General features: G+C 43.4%; 34 protein-coding genes. 31 read left to right on the top strand and 3 right to left on the bottom strand.

Annotated elements, in window-relative coordinates; all coding sequences use genetic code 11:
- Positions 1-35: 35 nt before the first annotated feature.
- From rpsQ to truA, 22 genes are all read left to right on the top strand, one after another.
- Positions 36-299 (top strand): 30S ribosomal protein S17, encoded by a 264-nt coding sequence (gene rpsQ / locus ACRRU2_RS16705; protein WP_331702080.1) that lies wholly within the window; start codon positions 36-38, stop codon positions 297-299.
- Positions 300-349: 50 nt separating this feature from the next.
- Entirely contained in the window at positions 350-718 is a 369-nt protein-coding gene (gene rplN / locus ACRRU2_RS16700) for a 50S ribosomal protein L14 (RefSeq protein ID WP_331702079.1), read from the top strand.
- A 48-nt stretch (positions 719-766) separates the two neighbouring features.
- On the top strand, positions 767-1,120 hold the full coding sequence (rplX, locus tag ACRRU2_RS16695) for a 50S ribosomal protein L24 (RefSeq protein WP_331702078.1): 354 nt from the start codon (positions 767-769) through the stop codon (positions 1,118-1,120).
- Positions 1,121-1,150: 30 nt separating this feature from the next.
- Positions 1,151-1,693 (top strand): 50S ribosomal protein L5, encoded by a 543-nt coding sequence (gene rplE, locus ACRRU2_RS16690; RefSeq protein ID WP_331702077.1) that lies wholly within the window; start codon positions 1,151-1,153, stop codon positions 1,691-1,693.
- A 26-nt stretch (positions 1,694-1,719) separates the two neighbouring features.
- Entirely contained in the window at positions 1,720-1,905 is a 186-nt protein-coding gene (locus ACRRU2_RS16685) for a type Z 30S ribosomal protein S14 (RefSeq protein ID WP_013312154.1), read from the top strand.
- Between the two features lie 30 nt (positions 1,906-1,935).
- A complete protein-coding gene (gene rpsH / locus ACRRU2_RS16680; protein WP_331702075.1) occupies positions 1,936-2,334 on the top strand; it encodes a 30S ribosomal protein S8 in 399 nt (132 codons plus the stop codon).
- Between the two features lie 31 nt (positions 2,335-2,365).
- Entirely contained in the window at positions 2,366-2,908 is a 543-nt protein-coding gene (gene rplF / locus ACRRU2_RS16675; protein ID WP_331702074.1) for a 50S ribosomal protein L6, read from the top strand.
- Between the two features lie 60 nt (positions 2,909-2,968).
- Positions 2,969-3,334 carry a 50S ribosomal protein L18 gene (rplR, locus tag ACRRU2_RS16670; RefSeq protein WP_331702073.1) on the top strand — a complete coding sequence of 122 codons (366 nt, stop codon included), beginning with the start codon at positions 2,969-2,971 and terminating at the stop codon, positions 3,332-3,334.
- A 25-nt stretch (positions 3,335-3,359) separates the two neighbouring features.
- Entirely contained in the window at positions 3,360-3,857 is a 498-nt protein-coding gene (gene rpsE, locus ACRRU2_RS16665; RefSeq protein ID WP_331702072.1) for a 30S ribosomal protein S5, read from the top strand.
- A gap of 13 nt (positions 3,858-3,870) precedes the next feature.
- Positions 3,871-4,053, top strand: a complete 183-nt coding sequence (rpmD, locus tag ACRRU2_RS16660; protein WP_331702070.1) for a 50S ribosomal protein L30 — start codon at positions 3,871-3,873, stop codon at positions 4,051-4,053.
- 41 nt (positions 4,054-4,094) lie between these two features.
- Complete coding sequence (gene rplO / locus ACRRU2_RS16655; protein ID WP_331702069.1) at positions 4,095-4,535, top strand: 50S ribosomal protein L15; 441 nt, start codon at positions 4,095-4,097, stop codon at positions 4,533-4,535.
- Positions 4,536-5,834, top strand: a complete 1,299-nt coding sequence (secY, locus tag ACRRU2_RS16650) for a preprotein translocase subunit SecY (RefSeq protein ID WP_331702068.1) — start codon at positions 4,536-4,538, stop codon at positions 5,832-5,834.
- A gap of 83 nt (positions 5,835-5,917) precedes the next feature.
- Positions 5,918-6,568 carry an adenylate kinase gene (locus ACRRU2_RS16645; RefSeq protein WP_331702067.1) on the top strand — a complete coding sequence of 217 codons (651 nt, stop codon included), beginning with the start codon at positions 5,918-5,920 and terminating at the stop codon, positions 6,566-6,568.
- Positions 6,568-7,326 carry a type I methionyl aminopeptidase gene (gene map, locus ACRRU2_RS16640; protein WP_331702066.1) on the top strand — a complete coding sequence of 253 codons (759 nt, stop codon included), beginning with the start codon at positions 6,568-6,570 and terminating at the stop codon, positions 7,324-7,326. Before ACRRU2_RS16645 ends, map begins: the two co-directional genes overlap by 1 nt.
- A 2-nt stretch (positions 7,327-7,328) precedes the next feature.
- Positions 7,329-7,616 carry a KOW domain-containing RNA-binding protein gene (locus ACRRU2_RS16635; protein WP_331702065.1) on the top strand — a complete coding sequence of 96 codons (288 nt, stop codon included), beginning with the start codon at positions 7,329-7,331 and terminating at the stop codon, positions 7,614-7,616.
- Positions 7,617-7,618: 2 nt separating this feature from the next.
- Complete coding sequence (gene infA, locus ACRRU2_RS16630) at positions 7,619-7,834, top strand: translation initiation factor IF-1 (RefSeq protein WP_116065578.1); 216 nt, start codon at positions 7,619-7,621, stop codon at positions 7,832-7,834.
- Between the two features lie 43 nt (positions 7,835-7,877).
- Positions 7,878-7,991: a 50S ribosomal protein L36 gene (rpmJ, locus tag ACRRU2_RS16625; RefSeq protein ID WP_003333770.1), complete on the top strand. Its 114-nt coding sequence runs from the start codon at positions 7,878-7,880 to the stop codon at positions 7,989-7,991.
- Between the two features lie 17 nt (positions 7,992-8,008).
- Positions 8,009-8,377, top strand: a complete 369-nt coding sequence (gene rpsM, locus ACRRU2_RS16620; protein WP_331702063.1) for a 30S ribosomal protein S13 — start codon at positions 8,009-8,011, stop codon at positions 8,375-8,377.
- A gap of 19 nt (positions 8,378-8,396) precedes the next feature.
- Positions 8,397-8,792 (top strand): 30S ribosomal protein S11, encoded by a 396-nt coding sequence (rpsK, locus tag ACRRU2_RS16615; protein WP_331702062.1) that lies wholly within the window; start codon positions 8,397-8,399, stop codon positions 8,790-8,792.
- 130 nt (positions 8,793-8,922) lie between these two features.
- Positions 8,923-9,867 carry a DNA-directed RNA polymerase subunit alpha gene (locus ACRRU2_RS16610; protein WP_331702061.1) on the top strand — a complete coding sequence of 315 codons (945 nt, stop codon included), beginning with the start codon at positions 8,923-8,925 and terminating at the stop codon, positions 9,865-9,867.
- A 44-nt stretch (positions 9,868-9,911) separates the two neighbouring features.
- Positions 9,912-10,277: a 50S ribosomal protein L17 gene (gene rplQ, locus ACRRU2_RS16605; RefSeq protein ID WP_331702060.1), complete on the top strand. Its 366-nt coding sequence runs from the start codon at positions 9,912-9,914 to the stop codon at positions 10,275-10,277.
- Positions 10,278-10,445: 168 nt separating this feature from the next.
- Entirely contained in the window at positions 10,446-11,192 is a 747-nt protein-coding gene (gene truA / locus ACRRU2_RS16600; RefSeq protein ID WP_331702059.1) for a tRNA pseudouridine(38-40) synthase TruA, read from the top strand.
- 301 nt (positions 11,193-11,493) lie between these two features.
- On the opposite strand, the gene ACRRU2_RS16595 is transcribed toward truA, so the two are convergent.
- Positions 11,494-12,447 (bottom strand): DUF4097 family beta strand repeat-containing protein, encoded by a 954-nt coding sequence (locus tag ACRRU2_RS16595; protein WP_432503347.1) that lies wholly within the window; start codon positions 12,445-12,447, stop codon positions 11,494-11,496.
- Positions 12,448-12,967: 520 nt separating this feature from the next.
- On the opposite strand from ACRRU2_RS16595, the gene rplM reads away from it, so the two are divergent.
- The 6 genes from rplM to ACRRU2_RS16565 all read left to right on the top strand — a co-directional run bounded on the left by rplM (position 12,968) and on the right by ACRRU2_RS16565 (position 17,897).
- Positions 12,968-13,405: a 50S ribosomal protein L13 gene (gene rplM, locus ACRRU2_RS16590; protein WP_331702057.1), complete on the top strand. Its 438-nt coding sequence runs from the start codon at positions 12,968-12,970 to the stop codon at positions 13,403-13,405.
- A gap of 20 nt (positions 13,406-13,425) precedes the next feature.
- The gene (gene rpsI / locus ACRRU2_RS16585) at positions 13,426-13,818 is read left to right on the top strand and encodes a 30S ribosomal protein S9 (RefSeq protein ID WP_331702056.1); all 393 of its coding nucleotides are present in this window, start codon (positions 13,426-13,428) and stop codon (positions 13,816-13,818) included.
- Between the two features lie 161 nt (positions 13,819-13,979).
- Positions 13,980-14,555, top strand: coding sequence for a TetR/AcrR family transcriptional regulator (locus tag ACRRU2_RS16580; protein ID WP_432503344.1), 576 nt, complete (start codon positions 13,980-13,982; stop codon positions 14,553-14,555).
- Positions 14,556-14,611: 56 nt separating this feature from the next.
- Positions 14,612-15,817: a YhgE/Pip domain-containing protein gene (locus ACRRU2_RS16575; protein ID WP_432503342.1), complete on the top strand. Its 1,206-nt coding sequence runs from the start codon at positions 14,612-14,614 to the stop codon at positions 15,815-15,817.
- A gap of 133 nt (positions 15,818-15,950) precedes the next feature.
- On the top strand, positions 15,951-16,721 hold the full coding sequence (gene cwlD, locus ACRRU2_RS16570) for an N-acetylmuramoyl-L-alanine amidase CwlD (protein ID WP_432503340.1): 771 nt from the start codon (positions 15,951-15,953) through the stop codon (positions 16,719-16,721).
- Between the two features lie 75 nt (positions 16,722-16,796).
- On the top strand, positions 16,797-17,897 hold the full coding sequence (locus tag ACRRU2_RS16565) for an Mrp/NBP35 family ATP-binding protein (RefSeq protein WP_432503338.1): 1,101 nt from the start codon (positions 16,797-16,799) through the stop codon (positions 17,895-17,897).
- Positions 17,898-17,968: 71 nt separating this feature from the next.
- On the opposite strand, the gene gerD is transcribed toward ACRRU2_RS16565, so the two are convergent.
- On the bottom strand, positions 17,969-18,664 hold the full coding sequence (gene gerD / locus ACRRU2_RS16560; RefSeq protein WP_432503336.1) for a spore germination lipoprotein GerD: 696 nt from the start codon (positions 18,662-18,664) through the stop codon (positions 17,969-17,971).
- A gap of 150 nt (positions 18,665-18,814) precedes the next feature.
- On the opposite strand from gerD, the gene ACRRU2_RS16555 reads away from it, so the two are divergent.
- Complete coding sequence (locus ACRRU2_RS16555; RefSeq protein WP_331702048.1) at positions 18,815-19,441, top strand: KinB-signaling pathway activation protein; 627 nt, start codon at positions 18,815-18,817, stop codon at positions 19,439-19,441.
- Between the two features lie 12 nt (positions 19,442-19,453).
- On the opposite strand, the gene pdaB is transcribed toward ACRRU2_RS16555, so the two are convergent.
- On the bottom strand, positions 19,454-20,278 hold the full coding sequence (gene pdaB, locus ACRRU2_RS16550) for a polysaccharide deacetylase family sporulation protein PdaB (RefSeq protein ID WP_432503334.1): 825 nt from the start codon (positions 20,276-20,278) through the stop codon (positions 19,454-19,456).
- Positions 20,279-20,451: 173 nt separating this feature from the next.
- On the opposite strand from pdaB, the gene ACRRU2_RS16545 reads away from it, so the two are divergent.
- Together ACRRU2_RS16545 and ACRRU2_RS16540 are read left to right on the top strand one after the other, a co-directional pair.
- Positions 20,452-21,078, top strand: coding sequence for a stage II sporulation protein M (locus ACRRU2_RS16545; RefSeq protein WP_432503332.1), 627 nt, complete (start codon positions 20,452-20,454; stop codon positions 21,076-21,078).
- A gap of 131 nt (positions 21,079-21,209) precedes the next feature.
- Positions 21,210-21,431, top strand: a complete 222-nt coding sequence (locus tag ACRRU2_RS16540; protein WP_331702045.1) for a hypothetical protein — start codon at positions 21,210-21,212, stop codon at positions 21,429-21,431.
- The last annotated feature ends 432 nt before the right edge of the window (positions 21,432-21,863 follow it).

Raw genomic sequence — 21,863 nt, 5'->3', positions numbered from 1 at the left:
ATAGTATGTTCACGGAAAAAGGAAGGAGGAAGAACATGAGCGAACGCAATGCCCGTAAAGTTCAAATCGGCAAAGTTGTAAGCGACAAAATGGATAAAACAATCGTTGTAGCTGTAGAAACCTACAAGGAGCACAATTTGTACCATAAGCGTATTCGTTATACGAAAAAGTACAAGGCTCACGACGAGAACAATCAAGCGAAAATTGGCGATACTGTGAAAATCATGGAAACTCGTCCACTTTCCAAAGACAAGCGCTTTAGACTTGTTGAAATTGTAGAATCTGCGGTTGTTCTATAAAATATACCTATGCAACATAGGAGCACTTTTTCCGAAAGGAGGACGCTAAAATGATCCAACCATTTTCGCGATTGAAAGTTGCAGACAACTCTGGTGCTAGAGAGCTTATGTGTATTCGTGTACTAGGCGGTACTGGACGTCGTACAGCAGCTATTGGCGATTTGATCGTTTGCTCCGTCAAACAAGCAACACCAGGCGGCGTTGTCAAAAAAGGTGACGTAGTTAAAGCGGTTATCGTTCGTACGAAGCGCACTGTTCGTCGTAAAGACGGTTCATACATCTCTTTTGATGAGAACGCAGCAGTAGTTGTTAAAGAAGATAAGAGCCCACGCGGTACACGTATTTTTGGACCTGTTGCTCGTGAGCTTCGCGATAAAGATTTCATGAAAATCATTTCGCTTGCACCAGAAGTAATCTAAGAAACTCTATATAAGCTTGAAAGCACAAGCGTGCAGGAGGTGTAACTCATGCCAAGGCTAAAGAAAATTAAAGAATCGTACAATAACAAATTGCACGTTAAAAAAGATGACACGGTTATCATCATTACCGGTAAGGATAAAGGTAAGAAGGGCCGCGTAATCGCAGCGTATCCACGTGAAAACCGCGTGCTCGTTGAAGGTGTTAACATGGTGAAGAAGCATACTCGCCCTTCTCAAGTTAATCCACAAGGCGGTATCATTGAGCAAGAAGCGCCAATTCACGTTTCTAACGTTATGCACATCGATCCGAAGAGCGGAAAAGTAACACGAATCGGATATAAAGTGCTTGAAAACGGCAAAAAAGTTCGAATCGCTAAGCGTTCCGGCGAAGTGATTGACTAATCGTTCTGGTAGGAAAGGAGGTCCAAAACAATGACAACAAGACTGAAAGGTCGCTTTCTTAATGAAATTACTCCTGCTCTAATGCAGAAGTTCAATTATACATCGGTTATGCAAGTACCGAAGGTTGAGAAAGTAGTAATCAATATGGGTGTTGGTGAAGCTGTTTCCAACTCCAAAATACTAGATGCTGCTGTTGAAGAGCTGCGCATCATTTCTGGTCAAAAGCCGGTTGTTACTCGTGCTAAGAAGTCCATTGCAGGCTTTAAGCTTCGTGAAAACATGCCGATCGGGGTTAAAGTGACATTGCGCGGCGAGCGCATGTACCACTTCCTAGATAAATTGTTCAACATTTCGCTTCCACGCGTTCGTGACTTCCATGGTGTATCAACAAAAGCGTTTGATGGCCGTGGTAACTACACGCTTGGTATGAAAGAGCAATTGATCTTCCCTGAGATTGAATATGATAAAGTTGATAAAGTGCGCGGTATGGACATCGTCATCGTCACGACGGCACAAACAGACGAAGAATCTCGTGAATTGCTGACCCAATTGGGCATGCCGTTTGCGAAGTAATCCACTTGTAGGAGGTGTAATACCCAGTGGCAAAAACTTCGATGAAAGTGAAGCAACAACGCACACCGAAATTCAAAGTACGCGCTTATACGCGTTGTGAGCGTTGCGGACGTCCTCACTCTGTTTTGCAAAAGTTTAAAATTTGCCGGATTTGTTTCCGCGAATTAGCATATAAGGGCCAGATTCCTGGCGTTAAAAAAGCAAGCTGGTAATCGACCTAGTTCGGGAAGGAGGTTAACACAATGGTTATGTCTGATCCGATTGCAGATATGTTGACACGCATTCGCAATGCGAATACAGTTCGTCACGAAACCGTGGAAATGCCCGCTTCTAAAATCAAGAAGCAAATTGCTGAAATTTTGAAGCGCGAGGGCTTTATCCGCGATGCTGAATATATCGAGGACAACAAACAAGGGATTATTCGTATTTTCTTGAAATACGGCCCGAACCAAGAGCGCGTAATTACAGGTTTGAAGCGTATCTCCAAACCAGGTCTGCGCGTGTATACTCAAGCTGCTGAAGTACCTCGTGTACTAGGCGGACTCGGAATCGCAATTATTTCGACTTCCAAAGGAGTTATGACTGACAAAGAAGCACGTCAAGTTAAATCCGGCGGCGAAGTAGTTTGCTACGTTTGGTAAGAAACAAGTTAGAAAGACTGGAGGTGTAACAATGTCTCGTATTGGTCGTAAACCGATCGCAGTTCCTGGTGGCGTAACTGTCAACCTGGATAACTCGGTACTTACAGTAAAGGGACCGAAAGGCACGCTTACTCGTGAATTCCACAAAGATATTATTATCAAAGTTGAAGGCAGCGAAATCGTGGTAGAACGTCCGTCTGAAAATAAATTGCATCGCTCTTTGCATGGTACAACTCGCAGCTTGATCGCTAACATGGTTGGCGGTGTTACAGAAGGTTTCTCCAGAAATCTTGAGCTAGTAGGCGTTGGTTACCGTGCAAGCAAGTCCGGTGATAAAGTGGTTCTTAACGTTGGATACTCACATCCAGTTGAAATCACTCCAGAGAACGGTATTGAGTTTGAAGTTCCTTCCAACACTAAGATTACTGTTCGCGGTATTGATAAAGAGCGCGTTGGCGCTATGGCTGCTCAAATCCGTTCCGTACGTGAGCCTGAGCCTTACAAAGGTAAAGGTATCAAATACGAAGGTGAGCGCATCATCCGTAAAGAAGGTAAAGCTGGTAAGAAAAAATAAGCAAACTTACGGTTTGCTTGAAATAGCATCTTAAGGCAGAAAGAAAGGAGGGAACCAAGCATGATTACGAAAGGCGATAAAAACAAGGCTCGTCTGAAAAGACACCTGCGTGTTCGTAAAAAAATTAGCGGTACAGCGGCTCGTCCACGTCTGTCTGTATTCCGTTCCTCCAAGCACATGTATGCACAATTAATTGATGATGTTGCTGGTATTACACTAGCTTCTGCATCGACTAAGGATAAAGAGCTAAGCGGAGTAGGCAACGGCGGTAACGTTGAAGCAGCTGCTAAAGTTGGCGAATTGATCGCTAAGCGCGCTCAAGCTAAAGGTGTAACTGAGGTCGTATTCGATCGTGGCGGTTACTTGTATCATGGAAGAATTCAGGCGCTTGCTACAGCAGCACGCGAAGCAGGCCTGCAATTCTAATCATCCAATAAGGAGGTTAAATGACTTGCGTGTAGATCCTAATACGTTAGAACTGACTGAAAAAGTTGTGCATATCAATCGCGTTGCGAAAGTTGTTAAAGGCGGTCGTCGCTTCAGCTTTAGCGCGCTTGTAGTAGTCGGCGACGGCAAAGGCTACGTTGGCGCAGGGATCGGTAAAGCAAGCGAAGTGCCTGATGCGATTCGCAAAGGCATTGACGATGCTAAGAAAAACTTGATCCATGTACCACTAGTAGGAACATCGATTCCTCACCTTGTAATTGGTCGCTTTGGCGCAGGCGAAGTTCTTCTAAAACCTGCGAATGAAGGTACTGGAGTTATCGCTGGCGGACCGGTTCGTGCGGTTCTTGAGCTAGCTGGTGTAGGCGACATCTTGACTAAATCGCTCGGTTCTTCGAACTCCATGAATATGGTAAATGCAACTCTAGAAGGTTTATCCCGTCTTAAACGTGCGGAAGATGTTGCTAAACTTCGTGGAAAAACTGTCGAAGAGCTGTTAGGTTAAGGAGGGAATAACGATGGCAAAATTGCAAATCACCCTCGTTCGCAGTTTGATTGGTCGCAACGAGAAACAACGTGCAACGGTTGAATCGCTCGGCCTTCGTAAGCTGCATCAATCGGTCGTTAAAAACGACAGCCCGGCTATTCGCGGCATGATTAATCATGTCAGCCATATGGTAAAAGTTGAAGAAGTACAATAATAGACCGATTTACACGAAATAAATAAGGAGGTGCACGAACGATGAAATTGCATGAGTTAGCACCAGCAGCTGGTTCTACCCAAGTAGCTAAGCGTAAAGGTCGCGGTATCGGATCTGGCAACGGCAAAACAGCGGGTAAAGGCCACAAAGGTCAAAATGCACGCTCCGGCGGCGGCGTTCGTCCTGGATTTGAGGGCGGCCAAAACCCATTGTACCGTCGTCTGCCTAAGCGCGGTTTCAATAATCCATTCCGTACCGAATACGCGATTGTCAACATTGAAGATCTTAACAGCTTTGCAGCAGGTACTGAAGTCACACCAGAAGTTCTTCTTGAACAAGGGATTGTGAAAAATCCACTTGCCGGAATTAAAATTTTGGGCAATGGCGAAATTAATGTAGCGCTTACTGTTAAAGCTAAAAAGTTCTCTCAATCTGCGGTAGAGAAAATCCAGGCTGCCGGCGGTAAAACCGAGGTGATCTAATTGTTTACAACCGTATCCAATATTTGGAAGGTTACGGATCTACGTACACGGATCCTGTTCACACTGTTTATTTTATTCATCTATCGTATCGGTGCGTTCATACCGGTACCAGACGTAAACAAAGAAGTATTTAAGCAAGCCAATGAGCTCGGCAACGATATATTTGGCTTGTTAAACACCTTCTCAGGCGGTGCATTGTTCCAATTCTCGATTTTCGCGATTGGAATTACACCGTACATCACAGCATCCATTATCGTACAGCTATTGTCGATGGATGTAATTCCTAAGTTTGCTGAATGGCAGAAGGAAGGCGAAAACGGGAAACGCAAACTAGCGCAAATTACGCGTTACGGTACAGTTATTCTAGGTCTTGTACAAGGCTTTGCAACTGCGATCGGCTTTAACCGTTTATATCAGCAAGAAATGATTGTTGATGCAACTTTCGTTGATTACCTGATTATCGCTATTATCTTGACTGCTGGTACTGCATTCTTAATGTGGTTAGGGGAGCAAATTACAGAAAGAGGTATCGGAAACGGTATTTCAATTCTAATTTTTGCTGCGATTGTAGCTGGTATTCCAGGTCACATTCGTACGATCGTTGAAGATCAATTTGTCGATACAGATAAATTATTCCTTAACATTGGCAAGATGGCGCTTGTTCTAATTGCGATTATCGCGATTATTGTAGGTGTTATCTTCATTCAGCAAGGTATTCGTAAAATCCCGGTTCAGTATGCTAAGCGTGTAGTTGGACGTAAAATGTACGGTGGTCAATCCACTCACATTCCGATGAAAGTGAACGGCGCAGGTGTTATTCCTGTTATCTTCGCAGTTTCATTGATTACATTCCCAATTACGATCGCTAACTTCTGGAGCACCCATAATTGGGCGAAGTGGATTATTGATAATATGAGCTATGACAAGCCGCTTGGTATGGTCTTGTACGTATTGCTCATTATCGGATTTACCTTCTTCTATACTTTCGTGCAAATTAATCCTGTGCAAATGGCAGATCAGATGAAAAAGAATGGTGGATATATTCCTGGCATTCGTCCTGGCAAACCGACATCTTCTTACTTAACTCGCGTTATGTCGCGTATTACGTTAACGGGTGCGATTTTCCTAGCGGCAATCTCTGTTCTACCGGTGTTCTTCGGATCACTTGCCGGATTACCGCGCTCAGTGCAGCTGGGCGGTACCTCACTGTTAATCGTTGTCGGCGTTGCGCTTGATACGATGAAACAGATCGAGAGCCAGTTGATCAAACGCCATTACAAAGGGTTTATCAATAAATAACAATAGGTTCTGATCGGGCTGCCGCTTCGGTGTTGGTGCGGTGCCCGAATGAGCCTATTGTGTTTAAAGCGAGGAACATGATAATGAATATTTTATTTATGGGTCCTCCGGGAGCCGGTAAAGGTACACAAGCGGAGAGAATTGTACAAGAGTTTGGTATTCCTCATCTATCAACAGGCGATGCATTTCGCTTGGCGATGAAGGAAGGCACTCCTCTTGGGCTTAAAGCGAAAGAGTATGTCGATCAAGGCCTTCTCGTTCCTGATGAGATTACGAATGGAATCGTAAAGGAACGTTTGGCACAAAGCGACTGCGAAAAAGGATTTTTGCTCGACGGCTTTCCACGCACGCTGCAGCAAGCTGAAGCACTTGACGGCATGCTGGCTGAGCTGGGTCGCAGCATTGATCATGTAGTAAATTTAAAAGTTGACCGCGGATTGCTTCTTGCTCGCTTGACGGGCAGACGCCTCTGCAAAACTTGCGGAGCAACCTATCATGTAATGTTCAATCCTCCAAAGCTTGAAGGAGTTTGCGACAAGGATGGCGGAGAGCTGTATCAGCGTTCAGATGATACAGAAGCGAAGGTAGGCACTAGATTGGATGAATATACATCCAAAACTGCGCCGCTTCTTGACTATTACAGAGGTAAAGGTTTATTGCGAGAAGTCGACGGCGAGAAAGATATTAACGTTGTATCTAGCGATATTATCTCTTGCTTGAAAGGTACATTGTAATGATTATATGCAAATCCCAGTCGGAGCTGACATATATGAGGGAAGCTGGCCGCATCGTAGCTGCGACGCACCAGCTTATGAAACAAAATGTTAGGCCTGGTATTACTACAGCCGAGCTTGATAAAATTGCCGAAGACTTCATCCGGAGTCAGAAGGCTGTTCCATCCTTCAAAGGTTACAATGGTTTTCCTTCCAGCGTTTGTGCTTCAGTCAATGACGAGCTGGTACATGGCTTCCCAAGTTCGCGCAAGTTAAACGAAGGTGATATTGTTAGTCTCGATATCGGAGCACAGTTTGAAGGCTATCACGGAGATTCAGCTTGGACCTATGCGGTTGGAGCAGTATCCGATGAGGTTCAAAGACTGCTGGATGTGACGGAGCAATCGCTATATGCGGGGCTTGCGCTCATCAAGCCTGACGTTAGACTTTATACAATTTCACATGCCATTCAAAAGGTCGTAGAAGATGCAGGATTTTCGATTGTTCGCGAATACGTGGGGCACGGAATCGGCGCGGATCTGCATGAAGAGCCGCAAATACCGAACTACGGCATTCCAGATCGAGGCCCTCGTCTAAAGCCGGGAATGGTGCTTGCCATCGAGCCAATGGTTAATATCGGTGAACGATATGTCAGAACGCTTGAGGACAATTGGACAGTCGTAACACAGGACGGTTCCTGGTGTGCTCACTTTGAGCATACAGTCGCCGTTACGGAGGACGGCTTTGAAATTTTGACCATGCTGCCGCAGCAGCCATAGTTATGGCTACGGATGTACAGCCGCAGGTTGGTCAATTTGTCAAAGTGCTTCGCGGCAAAGATGAAGACAGCTATGCTGTTATTATAAAGATTGTCGATGAGAGGTTTGTGCTGATTGTCGATGGTAAAAAGCGTAGATTTGATCAAGCGAAGAAAAAGAACGTTCTGCATCTTGAGTTACAGCCTGCCATTAGTCAAGAGGTAACAAGCAGCTTGCTAGAAACAGGCAGGGTGACCAATGCCAAGTTACGTTATGTGATTCAGAAGTACGCGCATGCGAAAGGAGAATGACGGTGGCTAAGGAAGACGTCATTGAGGTCGAAGGTACGGTAGTAGAACCGTTGCCGAATGCCATGTTCAAGGTGGAGCTGGAGAACGGACATCAGATTCTCGCACATGTTTCCGGTAAGCTTAGAATGCATTTTATTCGTATTCTGACAGGAGACAAAGTGGTTATACAGTTATCGCCTTATGATTTAACAAGAGGGCGCATCACTTATCGGAAGTAGGCTGTCATAGGCCTGCCGACGAGAGATTCGGGAGGTAATCACAATGAAGGTTAGACCTTCGGTTAAGCCGATTTGCGAAAAATGCAAAGTTATTCGTCGCAAAGGCAATGTTATGGTCATTTGTGAAAATCCGAAACACAAACAAAAACAAGGATAAAAGGAGGGAAATAGTCCATGGCACGTATAGCTGGTGTAGATATTCCGCGTGACAAACGCATAGAAATCGCCCTGACGTACATCTTTGGTATCGGTAAGAAAACTTCTCAAAAAATTCTTGCTGAATCAGATGTTAATGCTAACACTCGTGTTCGCGATTTGACTGAGGATGAATTGGCTCGTCTTCGTGAAACAATCGATAAAACAGTTAAAGTGGAAGGCGACCTACGTCGTGAAATTTCACTTAACATTAAACGTCTAACTGAGATCGGCTGCTACCGTGGTCTTCGTCATCGTCGTGGATTGCCTGTTCGCGGTCAACGCACGAAAACGAATGCGCGTACGCGTAAAGGACCTCGTCGTACTGTAGCTAACAAGAAGAAATAAGAAGGGAGGATAATGGACAATGGCTAAAGGTAAAAAAGTCGTTCGCACGAAACGTCGTGATCGGAAGAATATTGACTCTGGCGTTGCGCATATCCGCTCAACGTTTAACAATACAATTGTTACAATTACAGATCCGCATGGCAACGCAATTTCATGGGCAAGCTCTGGTAACCTTGGATTCAAAGGTTCGCGTAAGAGCACACCTTTTGCAGCTCAAATGGCTGCTGAAACTGCAGCAAAAGCAGCGATGGAACATGGCATGAGAACGGTTGAAGTCATGGTTAAAGGCCCAGGCGCTGGCCGCGAAGCAGCAATTCGCTCGCTTCAAGCAGCTGGATTGGAAGTTAACCTCATTAAGGATGTAACACCAGTTCCGCATAACGGATGCCGCCCACCGAAACGTCGTCGCGTATAGTAGCTTAATCCGCGGTGGTATCAAATAACCGCAACTTGTGAATAATGGTTGTGAAGGTTTGGCATACTACTAGGTTTAACACAAGATCGACAAGGTAACACGGAGTGACGTTTGAAGGAGGGTACTATTAGTGATTGAGATCGAAAAGCCGAAAATCGAAACCGTAGAATTAAATGATGAAGGAACTTATGGGCGCTTCGTAGTCGAGCCGTTGGAACGCGGATACGGAACAACACTTGGCAATTCGCTACGCCGAATTTTGCTGTCGTCGTTGCCGGGTGCTGCAGTAACATCGGTTCAAATTGACGGAGTGCTTCACGAGTTTTCTACGATTCCTGGAGTGATTGAAGACGTAACGGAAATCATTCTAAACCTGAAGCGCCTATCGCTCAAAATCCACTCTGACGAAGAGAAAGTGTTGGAGATCGATGCTGACGGTGAAGGAAACATAACAGCGGGAGACATTCGAGCGGACAGCGATGTCGAGATTTTAAGCCCTGATCTTCACATTGCAACCTTGGCCTCCGGCGCACGACTCCATATGCGAATTTTTGCTAATCGGGGACGCGGATACGTACAGGCGGACCGGAACAAGAGTGATGATCAACCGATTGGCGTAATTCCAGTTGATTCGATCTACACGCCGATTACTCGTGTGAACTACAGCGTGGAAAATACTCGCGTAGGTCAAGTTACAAACTATGACAAGCTGACGCTTGAAGTTTGGACTGACGGCAGTATTCGTCCAGAAGAGGCGGTAAGCCTTGGCGCAAAAATTCTAACAGAGCATTTGGATTTGTTTGTAGGATTGACGGATGAGGCCAAAGACGCTGAGATTATGGTCGAAAAAGAAGAAGATAAGAAAGAAAAAGTTCTGGAGATGACAATCGAGGAGCTGGATCTTTCTGTACGTTCATACAACTGCTTGAAGCGTGCGGGTATCAATACAGTTCAAGAGCTAATTACGAAATCCGAAGAGGATATGATGAAGGTGCGTAACCTTGGTCGCAAATCACTCGAGGAAGTTCAAGAGAAGCTTGAAGAGCTTGGACTTGGTCTACGTACGGAAGAGTAGGACTCAGCATTGTTTAGACAAACGAGCAAGGGAGGGGAAAACAAATGGCATATCAAAAATTAGGACGTGACTCCAGTGCACGTAAAGCATTGTTCCGTGACCTTGTCACAGACTTGTTCCTATATGAGCGCATTCAAACGACTGAAGCAAAGGCGAAAGAAGTTCGTTCTATCGCTGAAAAGCTGATCACTAAAGCTAAAAAAGGTGATTTGCATGCACGTCGTCAAGTTGCTGCTTTCGTTCGTCGCGAAACTGTAGACGGCGAAAAGGATGCAATTCAAAAGCTGTTCTCCGAACTGGCTGAGCGTTACGCTGAGCGTGCTGGCGGATACACGCGTATCCTTAAGCTGGGACCTCGCCGCGGTGATGCTGCGCCTATGGTGTATTTGGAACTGGTTGATCGCGGATAAGCGATCATTCCTGTTTTAAGTAACAATTTTCGAAGAAGCCCTGTCGACTCTAATAGGTAGGCAGTGTAGTTTCTTCTTTTTAAAAAAGGGTGGACCTTAGCGGCCACCTTTTTTTGAATTTATGGGTGTATTGTATTGCAATGATAACAAAGAGGAGGCTGGAATCTCTTGCGCAACATCGCAGTACGAGTGAGCTATGATGGAACGAATTTCAATGGATTCCAGTCACAGCCTTATGGCAGAACCGTGCAGGATGAAATTGAGAAAGCGCTAGCCAAGCTTGTTCATGAACCGGTTGTTATTCATGGTTCGGGACGGACGGATGCGGGCGTGCATGCGGAAGGACAAGTATTTCATTTTCAGACAGCTTCAAAAATTCCGATTGACCGCTTTGCTATTGCACTGAATACGATTTTGCCTGATGATATCGTTGTGCTCTCGGCAGCAGAAGCGCCGGACCGATTTCACGCCCGGCACTCCGCTATACGCAAAACGTATCGTTATACACTTGATACAGGTAAATTCCCTGCTGTGCTCGGCAGGCAGTACAGGCTTCATCACCCTGTCAAATTGAATTTTGACGCGATGAAGGAAGCATTGACCTATATTGTTGGCGAGCATGATTACACGTCTTATACATCAACAAGGTCAACGAAGGCTCATCATGTTAGAACCGTTTATGACGCTTCTTTGGAGCGAGAAGGCGTTTTCTGGCATATGGTGATTACCGGCAATGGTTTTACGTATAACATGGTGCGAGCTATTATGGGGACTTTGCTTTGGGTCGGACAAGGCAAAATAGCGCCAATTGATATGAAGCGGATATTAGAGGCGAAGGACCGCTCCAAAGCCGGTCCAACTGCGTTAGCCCAAGGATTAGTATTGGTCGATGTGCAATATGATATAGAAATATAAGCAAGACCGACACTTCATAGGAAGAGTCGGTCTTTTTCAATGTATAACAATAATCGACTGCCAAAATTGCCATAACGGTTGTCATCAAGGCTATTTCGATGTTTTTAACCTAATTAATATTTTAACGGTTGTCATGTACGCTATTGCACCATTTTGCTAAGAAATCAGCGGTTTTTAAGATATTAAGCACGATAGCAACCGTTAGAAAATTCAAGCTGTCATTTTTGCACAAATAGCGTTTGTGGCAACCCTTAAAAGTTCATTACTGTCTTTGTAAAAAGTTATATAGAAGCTAGCTAGTTTACTGCAGAGTGAAGTTGCCAGAAGATGTTTTTACATTTAGAGCAATGCTTCCTTCGCCAAACGCACCTTTGAAGGAATTGTTATGCTTGCCTTCATACGTATATTTAAAGCCGTCCTGCTTAATTCTGCCAGTTCCAGAGCTTCCTTCGTAATTAATCGCCAGGTCAACAGGAGCTTTCTTTAAATTTACGGTGATGTTGCCGCTTGTGACTTGCAGCTTGGAGTCGCCGATAATTTCATCAGCAGTCAACTTTACGTTTCCCGACGTAACTTTCCCGTCTACCACAATAGTTTCCCCGTTAATAGTTACGTTGCCGCTTGTAGATTTGAACTGTATTTGTGACGCGTCCATGACGTTTGCTGTTATACCACCGCTATTTGTCTTTAGGGACAAGGAGGCGATACGGCTATTTGTTACCTTAAGATTTCCGCTTGTTGCATCCAGATCCGCCTTTTGAGAGATCAGCTGATCTACGGTAAGATTGCCAGAGTTTAATTTAATTTGACTCTCAGCCGCTTGTAAGTGGTTTAGCTTAATATTGCCGCTTGTGCTGTTTACAGTAACTTTGTTCCATACTTTTTCAGGCAGCTCGATAACAAGCTTGGCGCTGAAATAGCCTATGCCAATACTGTTATGTTTACTGCGGATAACTAGCTTATTTTGCTGCTCATCTACATTCAGCTCCACCTTTTTGCCAAACAGTCCGGCCACTTTGCCTGTTAGCAGAGCGCGCCCTTGGTTATCCTTGCTTTGCACAAACTCAATATTTGTGCTGCTTGTTTCAATATCAAGCTCTTCAATTTTTTCAACCGCAAACTGTCTTTCATAATTAATATCCTTTGAAATCTTGGACCATAACGAATCCCAAGAAAATGATGAGCTGGTTAATGTAAATAAAAAGAATACGCCAATAATAATAAGCAGTAATCCGAGCAATGATGAACGTCGCATAAAAAAACTCCTTTTCGTAATCGTTACCTTATTGTAGCAGTACTATTCAGTTTAAGTTAACCGTCTATTGATGTAGTTGAATCTACGACTAAGGTCCAGTGGCATAGATGCCTTATAATAAGCATATATTATGAAACGGAAAATTTGTAAATATTTTCAGACTTTATTTATAGTAACAAATCGCTTTTGAACGTTTGAGTTAGATATGAGACGAAAGTATGCAATCGCTAAAAATAATGACGAATTTATAAGCGAAAAATGCACGGAATAGCTTGCACTTGATACGCCCATGTAGTAGAATATTAGTTGTGCTTTCTTAGTGGCTCTCCCACAGCCCCGACTAAGAATGGCCATTCAACTATGTAATTGCAAATATATTTCGAAGGTAAGTCATTTACCAATCGATCTAATAGTAATGAGCACGTTAAAGATCGGATGTGCCTCATAAGAGGACGTACGGATTCTTTTTTAAAATGCTGCTATAAAATGATTAAGGTAAGAGAATGAAGGAGGATCATCCATGCGTACCACTTATATGGCAAAGACAAACGAAGTTGAGCGTAAATGGTTCGTTGTAGACGCAACTGGTAAAACGCTAGGTCGTTTGGCTACAGAGGTTGCTAGCCTTATTCGCGGCAAGCACAAGCCACAATTCACACCGCATGTGGATACTGGCGACTTTGTAGTAGTAATCAATGCTGAAAAAATTGTTCTTACTGGCAACAAATTGGCTGACAAAATGTACTATCGTCACTCTGGCTACTCAGGCGGATTGAAAGCTACTCCAGCTCATGAAATGATCAGTAAAAAACCTGAACGTGTTATCGAGCTAGCTGTTCATGGCATGCTGCCTAAAAACCGTCTTGGCGAGAAAATGAAGCTTAAACTTAAAGTATACGCAGGTGCGGAGCATCCACATCAAGCACAAAACCCAGAAGTTTACGAACTTCGCGGTTAATAAAGAGGAGGACAAGGTTCATGGCTCAAGTGCAATACTATGGAACCGGTCGTCGTAAACACTCTGTAGCACGCGTACGTCTTGTGCCGGGTGAAGGACGAATCATTGTTAATAAACGCGATTTGAACGAATATTTCGGATTGGAAACTTTGAAATTAATCGTTAAGCAGCCGCTTAACCTAACAGATACATTGTCCAAGTACGATGTTCTTGTTATTGCTAATGGCGGCGGTATGTCCGGACAAGCAGGAGCAATCCGTCACGGTATTTCCCGTGCTTTGCTTAAAGCTGACCCAGAATTCCGTCCAGCTTTGAAGCGTGCGGGCTTCTTGACTCGCGATCAGCGTATGAAAGAACGTAAGAAATACGGTCTTAAAGCTGCTCGTCGTGCTCCACAGTTCTCGAAGCGTTAATATTTCTTGTATTTCAAAAAGTTTCAGCCCTTGGCCATTATTGGCCAAGGGCTTTAATTTTATGCGTAGCGGCTATTCAAACAATACAACTGTTGACTATGGGGGCTAATTATACTACAATGCAAGTATTCACTTGCATTGTTTGAAAGGGTCAGATCATTATGCAATCTACCGCTGATCGAATTATTGAGGCAGCCATTGAATTAGTTAGCTTAAAGGGCTACACAGCAGCGACAACAAAAGCTATTGCTGAGCAGGCAGGGGTTAATGAAGTTACGCTTTTTCGTCACTTTGGCAATAAAAGAGGCTTATTGCGAGCGATCATACAGAAATTTTCATATGGACCCGTGCTGCGGAAAGTCGTTCAAGAGAAGGTTTATTGGGATTTGGAGAAAGACTTGTATCATTTTTTCCTTGAATATCAAGCTTATATGATGTCGATTAAAGACTTTGTATTAATTGGCTTCAAAGAGGCAGGGGCTTTTCCGGAGATTGATGAGGAAATTGCTAACATTCCCTTGGAGATTAAGCAAGAGCTGATGAATTATTTATTGGAGATGAGCCGTAAAGGAAAGCTGATCGATACAGATGTAGAAGCGGTCGCTATGGCTCTCATTCACTTCAACTTTGGTCATTTCCTGTCACGAGCCCGATTAGGTGCCAAAGTTACGCAGCTTTCAACCGAACAAATATTGAAAACGAATGTATCTATTTTTTCTAGGGCATTAACCCCCTAGAATTATTTTTCAAACAACATGCAAGTATGTACTTACTTTCTTTAGGAGGAGATCGTATGGTGAAAGGTTTAAAAGCATTATTTAAAATTAGAGCAACTTATATTGGCATAGCAGCAGCTATTGCCTTTCAACTCATTTTCTTTACGGTCTGGATGACAGCTTATGATGGGGTAAGCGACAGATTCAATCATTTAAAGGTTGGCTTGCTGAACGAGGATGCTGGGATTGGGCAGGACATCGCTCAAAGAATAAACGAAAGTCTGCCTTTCCAAATTGAAACCTACAGCTCCCTGAAGCTTGCTCAGACGGATATGAACGATCGTAAAATCGAAATGATTATCCAAATCCCTGATTCACTTTCAAATAGCATGCAGTCAGGTGCAGAGGCAAGTATTGTCTACTGGGTTAATCAATCCAATTCATCACTGACAAAAACGATGATGGAAAATACGGCATTTCATCTCAATGAACAGATTAATCAGCAATTGTTTGCTTTTCAGAAATCAGAAGCGACGAGTGTATTTGGCCAGCAGATAAGTAATGCTGCTATCCCGAAGGAACTGGCAGATTCTATTGGAAGTTCTGTGAAAATGTTGGTTGAACATATGAAGGATAAGCCTATTGGAGCAGATATTAAAAAGGTTAACAATGCGGAAGGGTTTGCGGCTAATTTTGTGCCATTTATGATTATTATTTCTTCATTTGTCGGAGCTATGGTCATGATAATGCAGCATCAGGATGCCTTACAATTAGTTAAAGGGTCCGTTTCAAAATGGGGGCTATTTGCCAGCAGGCAGATTATAAATATCGGGGTAGCTTTTATACTCCCTATACTAACAATAGGGCTTATGTCGATCTTTAATATCACTAGCGAAGTAAACACTTTTTCTATTTACTTATTTCAATCCATCATGTTCTGGGCGTTTTTATCATTAGCGCAAATCTTTGTTTTATTATTCGGAAATTTAGGGATGCTGTTCAATATATTAGCTCTTTCCCTGCAGCTTGTAACATCAGGGGTACTTGTGCCGAAAGCAGCGCTTTCTGAAGGGTATATAAAATTAGCTTCTATATTGCCAGCTACATATGGTGCAGATGGTTATTATACGATTATTTTTGGCGGCGGCGATGCAAGTATTAGAAGTAACATTGTCTCTCTCTTAGGCATTGTAGCGGTAACCCTGCTAATTTCTTCAGCAGCAGTTGCACTAAAGAAAGATTATAACAAGCATATTGAGGTCGCATCGTCACTGGTTAAATAGAGCTGCCGAAAGACAACCCGCAGATATTATAAGGAACAAACATAAATAAATGCCTCGTCCCATATAAATAATAAGGACAATAGCTTAGACGAGCTTATTGCATTACTGATATGTAGGATGAGGTGGTAGGTCGATGCGCCGAATTAGCCGGCACTTTGTTGTATGGATGTCTTATAAAGGTGCTGTCCGTGTTACGCTTGCTGCGGTCGTCATTACACTTGTAACTATTTTGCTTACGCAAAGAATGGCGCCTGCAAGCTCATGGACGTATTGGACATTGCCATTATCGGGAAAAACAATTGTTATTGATGCTGGCCATGGCGGTGTAGATGGCGGGGCAATAAGCAAGCAAGGGTTGATTGAAAAAGATTTGAATTTAGCGATCGCCCTGCAGCTGCGTGATTATTTGCAGCAATCAGGAGCACTTGTCATTATGACGAGAGAGGGAGATTATGATCTGGCCAGTGAAGGACAACGATCCTATAGCAAGCGAAAGACGGAGGATTTAAAAAAGAGGGTAGCATTAATTGAAGAACAACAGCCGGCCGCTGTTATTAGTATTCATATGAACAGCATTCCTTCTTCGAAATGGTCAGGCGCCCAAACTTTTTATCATCCTAATAGTATAGCTGAAAGCCGGACGCTAGCTACGCTAATACAAAATGAATTGCGTGATAACCTGCAAAATACGACGAGAATGGCCGGTGAAGTAACGGAGGTTTATTTATTGAAAGCATTAGAGAAAACTCCTGTTGCGTTAGTTGAGGTAGGCTTCTTATCAAATCCTGGTGAAGCGTCCAGACTGGCAGATTCAGAGTATCAGCGGATGGTTGCGGCATCCATCTACAAAGGTATTCTTCGCTTCAGCTCAGGAGAAACGATTCAAACATCGGCGAAACCGTAATTGCTTGATTCGTATTGACCTATGATATAATAGAGACAATCATACAGGAAATAATCAAAGGGTGGGACAGAGTTTATGTTGACGCGTGAGCAGGCAGTAGAAGCCATTGAGCTTGTGATGGCACAATATAGCAAGGATCAAGTCAGTTTTCGTGATGTGATGGTACGTGAGCAGCAGGTTTCCGTCACAGTAGTAGGAGCAGGCGAGCAAGCCCAAGCAGCAATTGAAGCCGCGCTTCACAAAGCGCTTGCACCGCTAGGTGTAGAAGCAGTACACTGCCGCTTTCGCGGCGGTGAGTCAGAGGAGCAGGCAAGCGGCTCCATCGCAGCAGGTCAAAATGCAGCGGCAGGCGGTCAAAATAAAAAGCAGGGCGCAGGAACGATTGAAGGACATGGCGCAGGCTTGGACAGCACCTTACTTGATGAGGGCAGCAAAACAATCTTTATCGCAATTGCAAGCGGGAAGGGCGGCGTAGGCAAATCGACAGTTACCGTTAATTTGGCTGCAGCGCTGGCTCGTGAAGGCAAGCGGGTAGGTATTATCGATGCAGATATTTATGGCTTCAGCGTACCGGATATGATGGGGATTGAAGAGCGACCGGAAGTTATTAATGAAAAGGTTATCCCAATTGAGAAATTTGGCGTCAAAGTGATGTCCATGGGCTTTTTCGTAGAAGATAATAGTCCGATCGTATGGCGCGGTCCGATGCTCGGAAAAATGCTGCGCAATTTCTTCCAAGAAATTGCGTGGGGAGAGCTGGATTATTTACTGCTCGATCTGCCTCCAGGCACAGGTGATATCGCCTTGGATGTACACCAAATTATACCACATAGCAAAGAAATTATCGTGACTACACCGCATGCTACAGCAGCATTTGTCGCTGCACGGGCTGGCGCGATGGCAATCAAAACCGAACATGAGATTATCGGTGTAGTTGAAAACATGTCTTATTACTTGTCGCCTTCCACAGGGGAAAAAGAGTACGTCTTCGGAAGAGGCGGCGGCGGACGCTTAGCAGAAACGTTGAATTGCGATTTGCTCGCGCAAATACCGCTAGGGGCGCCAGAAAACCATCCAGCTGAGCCGGATTTTTCTCCTTCTGTATATAAGGAAGAAACAGAAACAGGTCAATTATACAAAGAGCTTGCCCAAGCAGTTATTAATAAATGCGAATAGCTGAAAATAGAAACCCCTCCATCACCTGATGCAGGTGCGGAGGGGTTTCTATTTTTCAAAATACCTCAGCACTATTGCTGATCTTCGGATTGCTCCATATTCGAGTCTTCGCCTTCACCCTCACCTTGGCCTTGGCCACCTTGACCCTGTTGCCCCTCTTGCTGCTTTTTCACCTTTTCATCAGGCTTGACCTGCAGCTCTTCCTTCACGGCTGTCTTCATCAAATCAAGCAGCTCCAATCTGAAGATTGGATTTTGCATGGCATCCTGCATAATAGACATTAATTCTTTCCGATATTGCGTGCTCTTGAGAACTTCCAAAATAAGCTTATCCATTTCTGGCGTTTTTAAGGTTTTGATCATTTCCGCCTGATATTGTGGGTCCTTAATAAGCTCTTTATGAATATCCTTGTTTTCCTTATTGACCGCTTTGGCAAACTCACCTGCAAAACGGGTATCAGTCATTAACTTTTTAATCACTTTGTCATAATCCGGAGAACTGATAACATCTTTAACCGCTAATCTAACCTCTTCTTGGTCTTGAATAGAAAGCAGCTTAGAGGAGTGGGCGGAATATCCGGACATCTGCTCAGAGGATTGCTGTAACGCCTTTTGCGCATCTTCTGTTTTTAAAATGTCGATGACCATTGATTTCATATCCTTGTAGCTTGTTTGCTGAGAATTGTTGGATGGTTCTGATCCACAGCCTGCCACTAGCATCGTGAATATCGTTAAAATTAATAAAAGCATCCAGCGAACGCGCATCATTTTACTCCTTTCGTTAGTACAGCCTTGTTTAGTACAACTTGAATAGTATTCATATTATGCTCATTGTTCACCGTATTATCATGGAATACAGTTAGCTTTTTGTTGTGATCGTGGTAAAATAAAGGCAAAACCTCTAGGGGGATTATTGGCGTGACGTTAAAAAAATGGTTCTTTTTATTTTGGAGCACGATGGCTGTAGGCGCAGTTGTCTGTGTAATAGTAGGCTCGATCATGCTGCTAACGGATCAGGAGTTTGGTTTTCTTGGGATTGAAGTTACGGGCTTCAATGCTTTAATGATGGCGATCTCAGGTCTAATGATTGGCGCCTTTAGCCAAATGGGCTTTTTTGCTTATTTGACCTTGAACTATATAGCACTAAGCGTACTGCGTAAAAAATACCTATGGAATACGCTGCAAGGCTATACAACTTTGTTTGCCGTTTTTGGACTAGGATATGTTTTGTACGAGGATCGGACTAATAACTGGTTCTTTTGGACGCTTCCGTTAATCTTATTCGTGATCTCCTTGCTTGGCGCATGGATTAAAGTCAAACAAACGAATCGGTCCGCATTTATTCCAACTATGTTTTTAATGTTTACGGTAACATTTGTTGAAGCTTGGCCAGCATTGCAGGGGAAAACGAATGTTGCTGCGATTGTATTTATGCTTAGTCCTTTATTTTTGTGCAACGCTTATCAAAATATGATGATGCACCGCTTGCTAAAAAAGGAAGAAGCCAGTCCTGCAGCAGCAGCTGCAAAACCGGCTAAGCAATAAGTATGATAAGTATTAAGATGCTGAATTAGATTCATTATCTGATGCGCTTAGTTCAGAATAAATATAAGTGGTTTTATCTTGTACGGGTTTGCCTTGTACTTCAGTCTGCGATAACAGACCGGATACGGAGGCAAACTCGTATCCTTTTTCACGCAATTGATCAATAATAATGGGAAGCGCCAAATGCGTTTGCTTAACGGTATCGCTTGCATGCAAGAGCACAATGTCGCCTGGATGTGCTTTATCGAGGACGCGGTTTACTATTTTTTCAGTCCCAATATTCATCCAGTCCATCGAATCGGTACCCCATTGTATAACTCTGTACTGCAGCTCATCGGCAATTTGAAGGACACGCTTGTCGAAATCGCCATTAGGCAAGCGAAGCAAGGTTGGCTTTTCGCCTGTCAATTTAGATAATATCGTATCCGCAGTAATAATTTGCTTGCGTATATCCTCTTCGTTTAACTTACTGTAGAAATCATGCTTGTGGCCATTGCTGCCGATTTCAAAGCCCGCCTCTTGAATTTTTTTCACTAGCTCTGGCTGTGATTGTGCCCACAATGAAGATACAAAGAAAGTTGCTTGTGTCACGTTTTTTTCTTTCAGCACCTGCAGGATGGGTTCAAGCTTCTTGTCTCCCCAGCTAATATCAAAGGTTAAAGCAATTACATTTTTCTCTGTTGGCACACTATAAATAGCAGAAGTTTGCTGGTCGGGGGCAAAAACAGTAATATTGTCCCTTTCCGCGTAAATAACACCGACAGAGAAGACTAGGGCGATCATGATGAAGAAATACTTTTTCAGCTTGCGTCCATTCAATACATAAAACATATTCATGGGGACAGGCTCTCCTCTCTTTTAAAGCTAATATTCGTCGAATACCATTGCAGCAGCAAGGGCTGCTGATGTTACAATGGCACTGTACGATTTTTTGCTTGTACTACAATCTATGCTCGTACAATCGAGATATTCATCTTGTCCATAATATTTGCGAAGATAAGGAGATATTTATGTTCAAATGGACTGCAATTCGGGATCATTTTAGGCAAATGTCCCGCTATATTGGGCTAGGCACTATTATCTTTTTGGCAGGAATAATTATTGGAGGCATAAATCCGGCATTTCGGCAGTTTTTAGATGGCCAGCTGGAAGGCCTGGATCAACTTGTCAGAGGAATTGAAAACTCAACTAATCCGACATTGACGATGTTGCTCGTTATTTTTTTCAATAATGCTATAAAAGCAGTATTAATTATGTATTTTGGGGCGCTGCTCGGGATTTTGCCTATTGTATTTCTTGTTGTTAATGGAATGGTATTGGGGTATATGATGCAATTAAATGCGGAAAAGTACGGAGCCATGCAAACTGTTGAATTGATGATAAAAGGAATTTTGCCGCATGGATGGATTGAAATACCAGCAATCATTATTGCAAGTGCGTATGGCATTCGGTTTGGTGTCATTATGCTGAAGCTGTTTGGAAGCGGGCTATTTGCCAGGTCAAAAGCGGCAGCAAACGTAAAAAGCTTGGAATACTTTTTAATACGCTCAGTGCCTGTTACGGTGCTATTAATTGTAGCCTTGGCAGTTGCTGCTGTGATCGAAAGTACAGTAACGGGATGGATTTTAGGAAAATAAAATTAGATGTAATATTTTTTCCAATATTTGAGCATAACAGTAAAGCGGTGTCTACGCAGAAATCTAGACGCTGCTTTTTTGTTACATAGTAGAAGCCAATGTGATGTTCTCAAAGGAGGCCCTTTACGGTTATGCTCGGAATATTATTTAATGACAGAGAATGTAAAGAACTGGATTATGTGCTCCGCAAAGAGCTGGATGAGATGTTGAGTGATCTGAATGATTCGAGGCTGGATGGAGATATTAAGCAGGCCATATCGAGAAGATATAAAATCATTTTTAGAATGTATGCACGTATTGCTTCTCCAAAAGAATTGTCACGCTACGCAATCAATTCACGAAATTATCGTTAAATGTTCCTTACAATTTCTACTGGGAAACGCTGCTTCCTTAAGTTGAGGACAAGGAAAGCGTTTCTTCTTGTTAAATGGATCTGAATAGAGACAAACGCAATATATAGTTGGAGACCGATAGCAGATGTCTATATATACAAAAAAACGGATGGGTAAATAGCAGAAATTCAACTCTATCAAGGCTTGGAGTCACGCCTATAAAAAAAGTTTTTAAAAAAGGGTTGCATTTACTTAAAAGCCTGTGATATATTATAAAAGTCGCCGCTGAGACAACGCGGTGCACACGCTGAAACGAGCACCTCATACTTACATAAGAGATGGTACGTTTCAACAAAATTTGTTCTTTGAAAACTGAACAACGAGTGAAATGCCCTATTCATCCTCGGATGAATAGATAGCAATACAACATCATTTGGAAAACCCCGTTTTCCT

It is taken from the genome of Paenibacillus sp. GXUN7292, assembly GCF_050864975.1.
Taxonomy (GTDB): domain Bacteria; phylum Bacillota; class Bacilli; order Paenibacillales; family Paenibacillaceae; genus Pristimantibacillus.
Note: the sequence above shows the minus strand (reverse complement) of the source record. Positions and strands in the feature narration are given on the sequence as shown.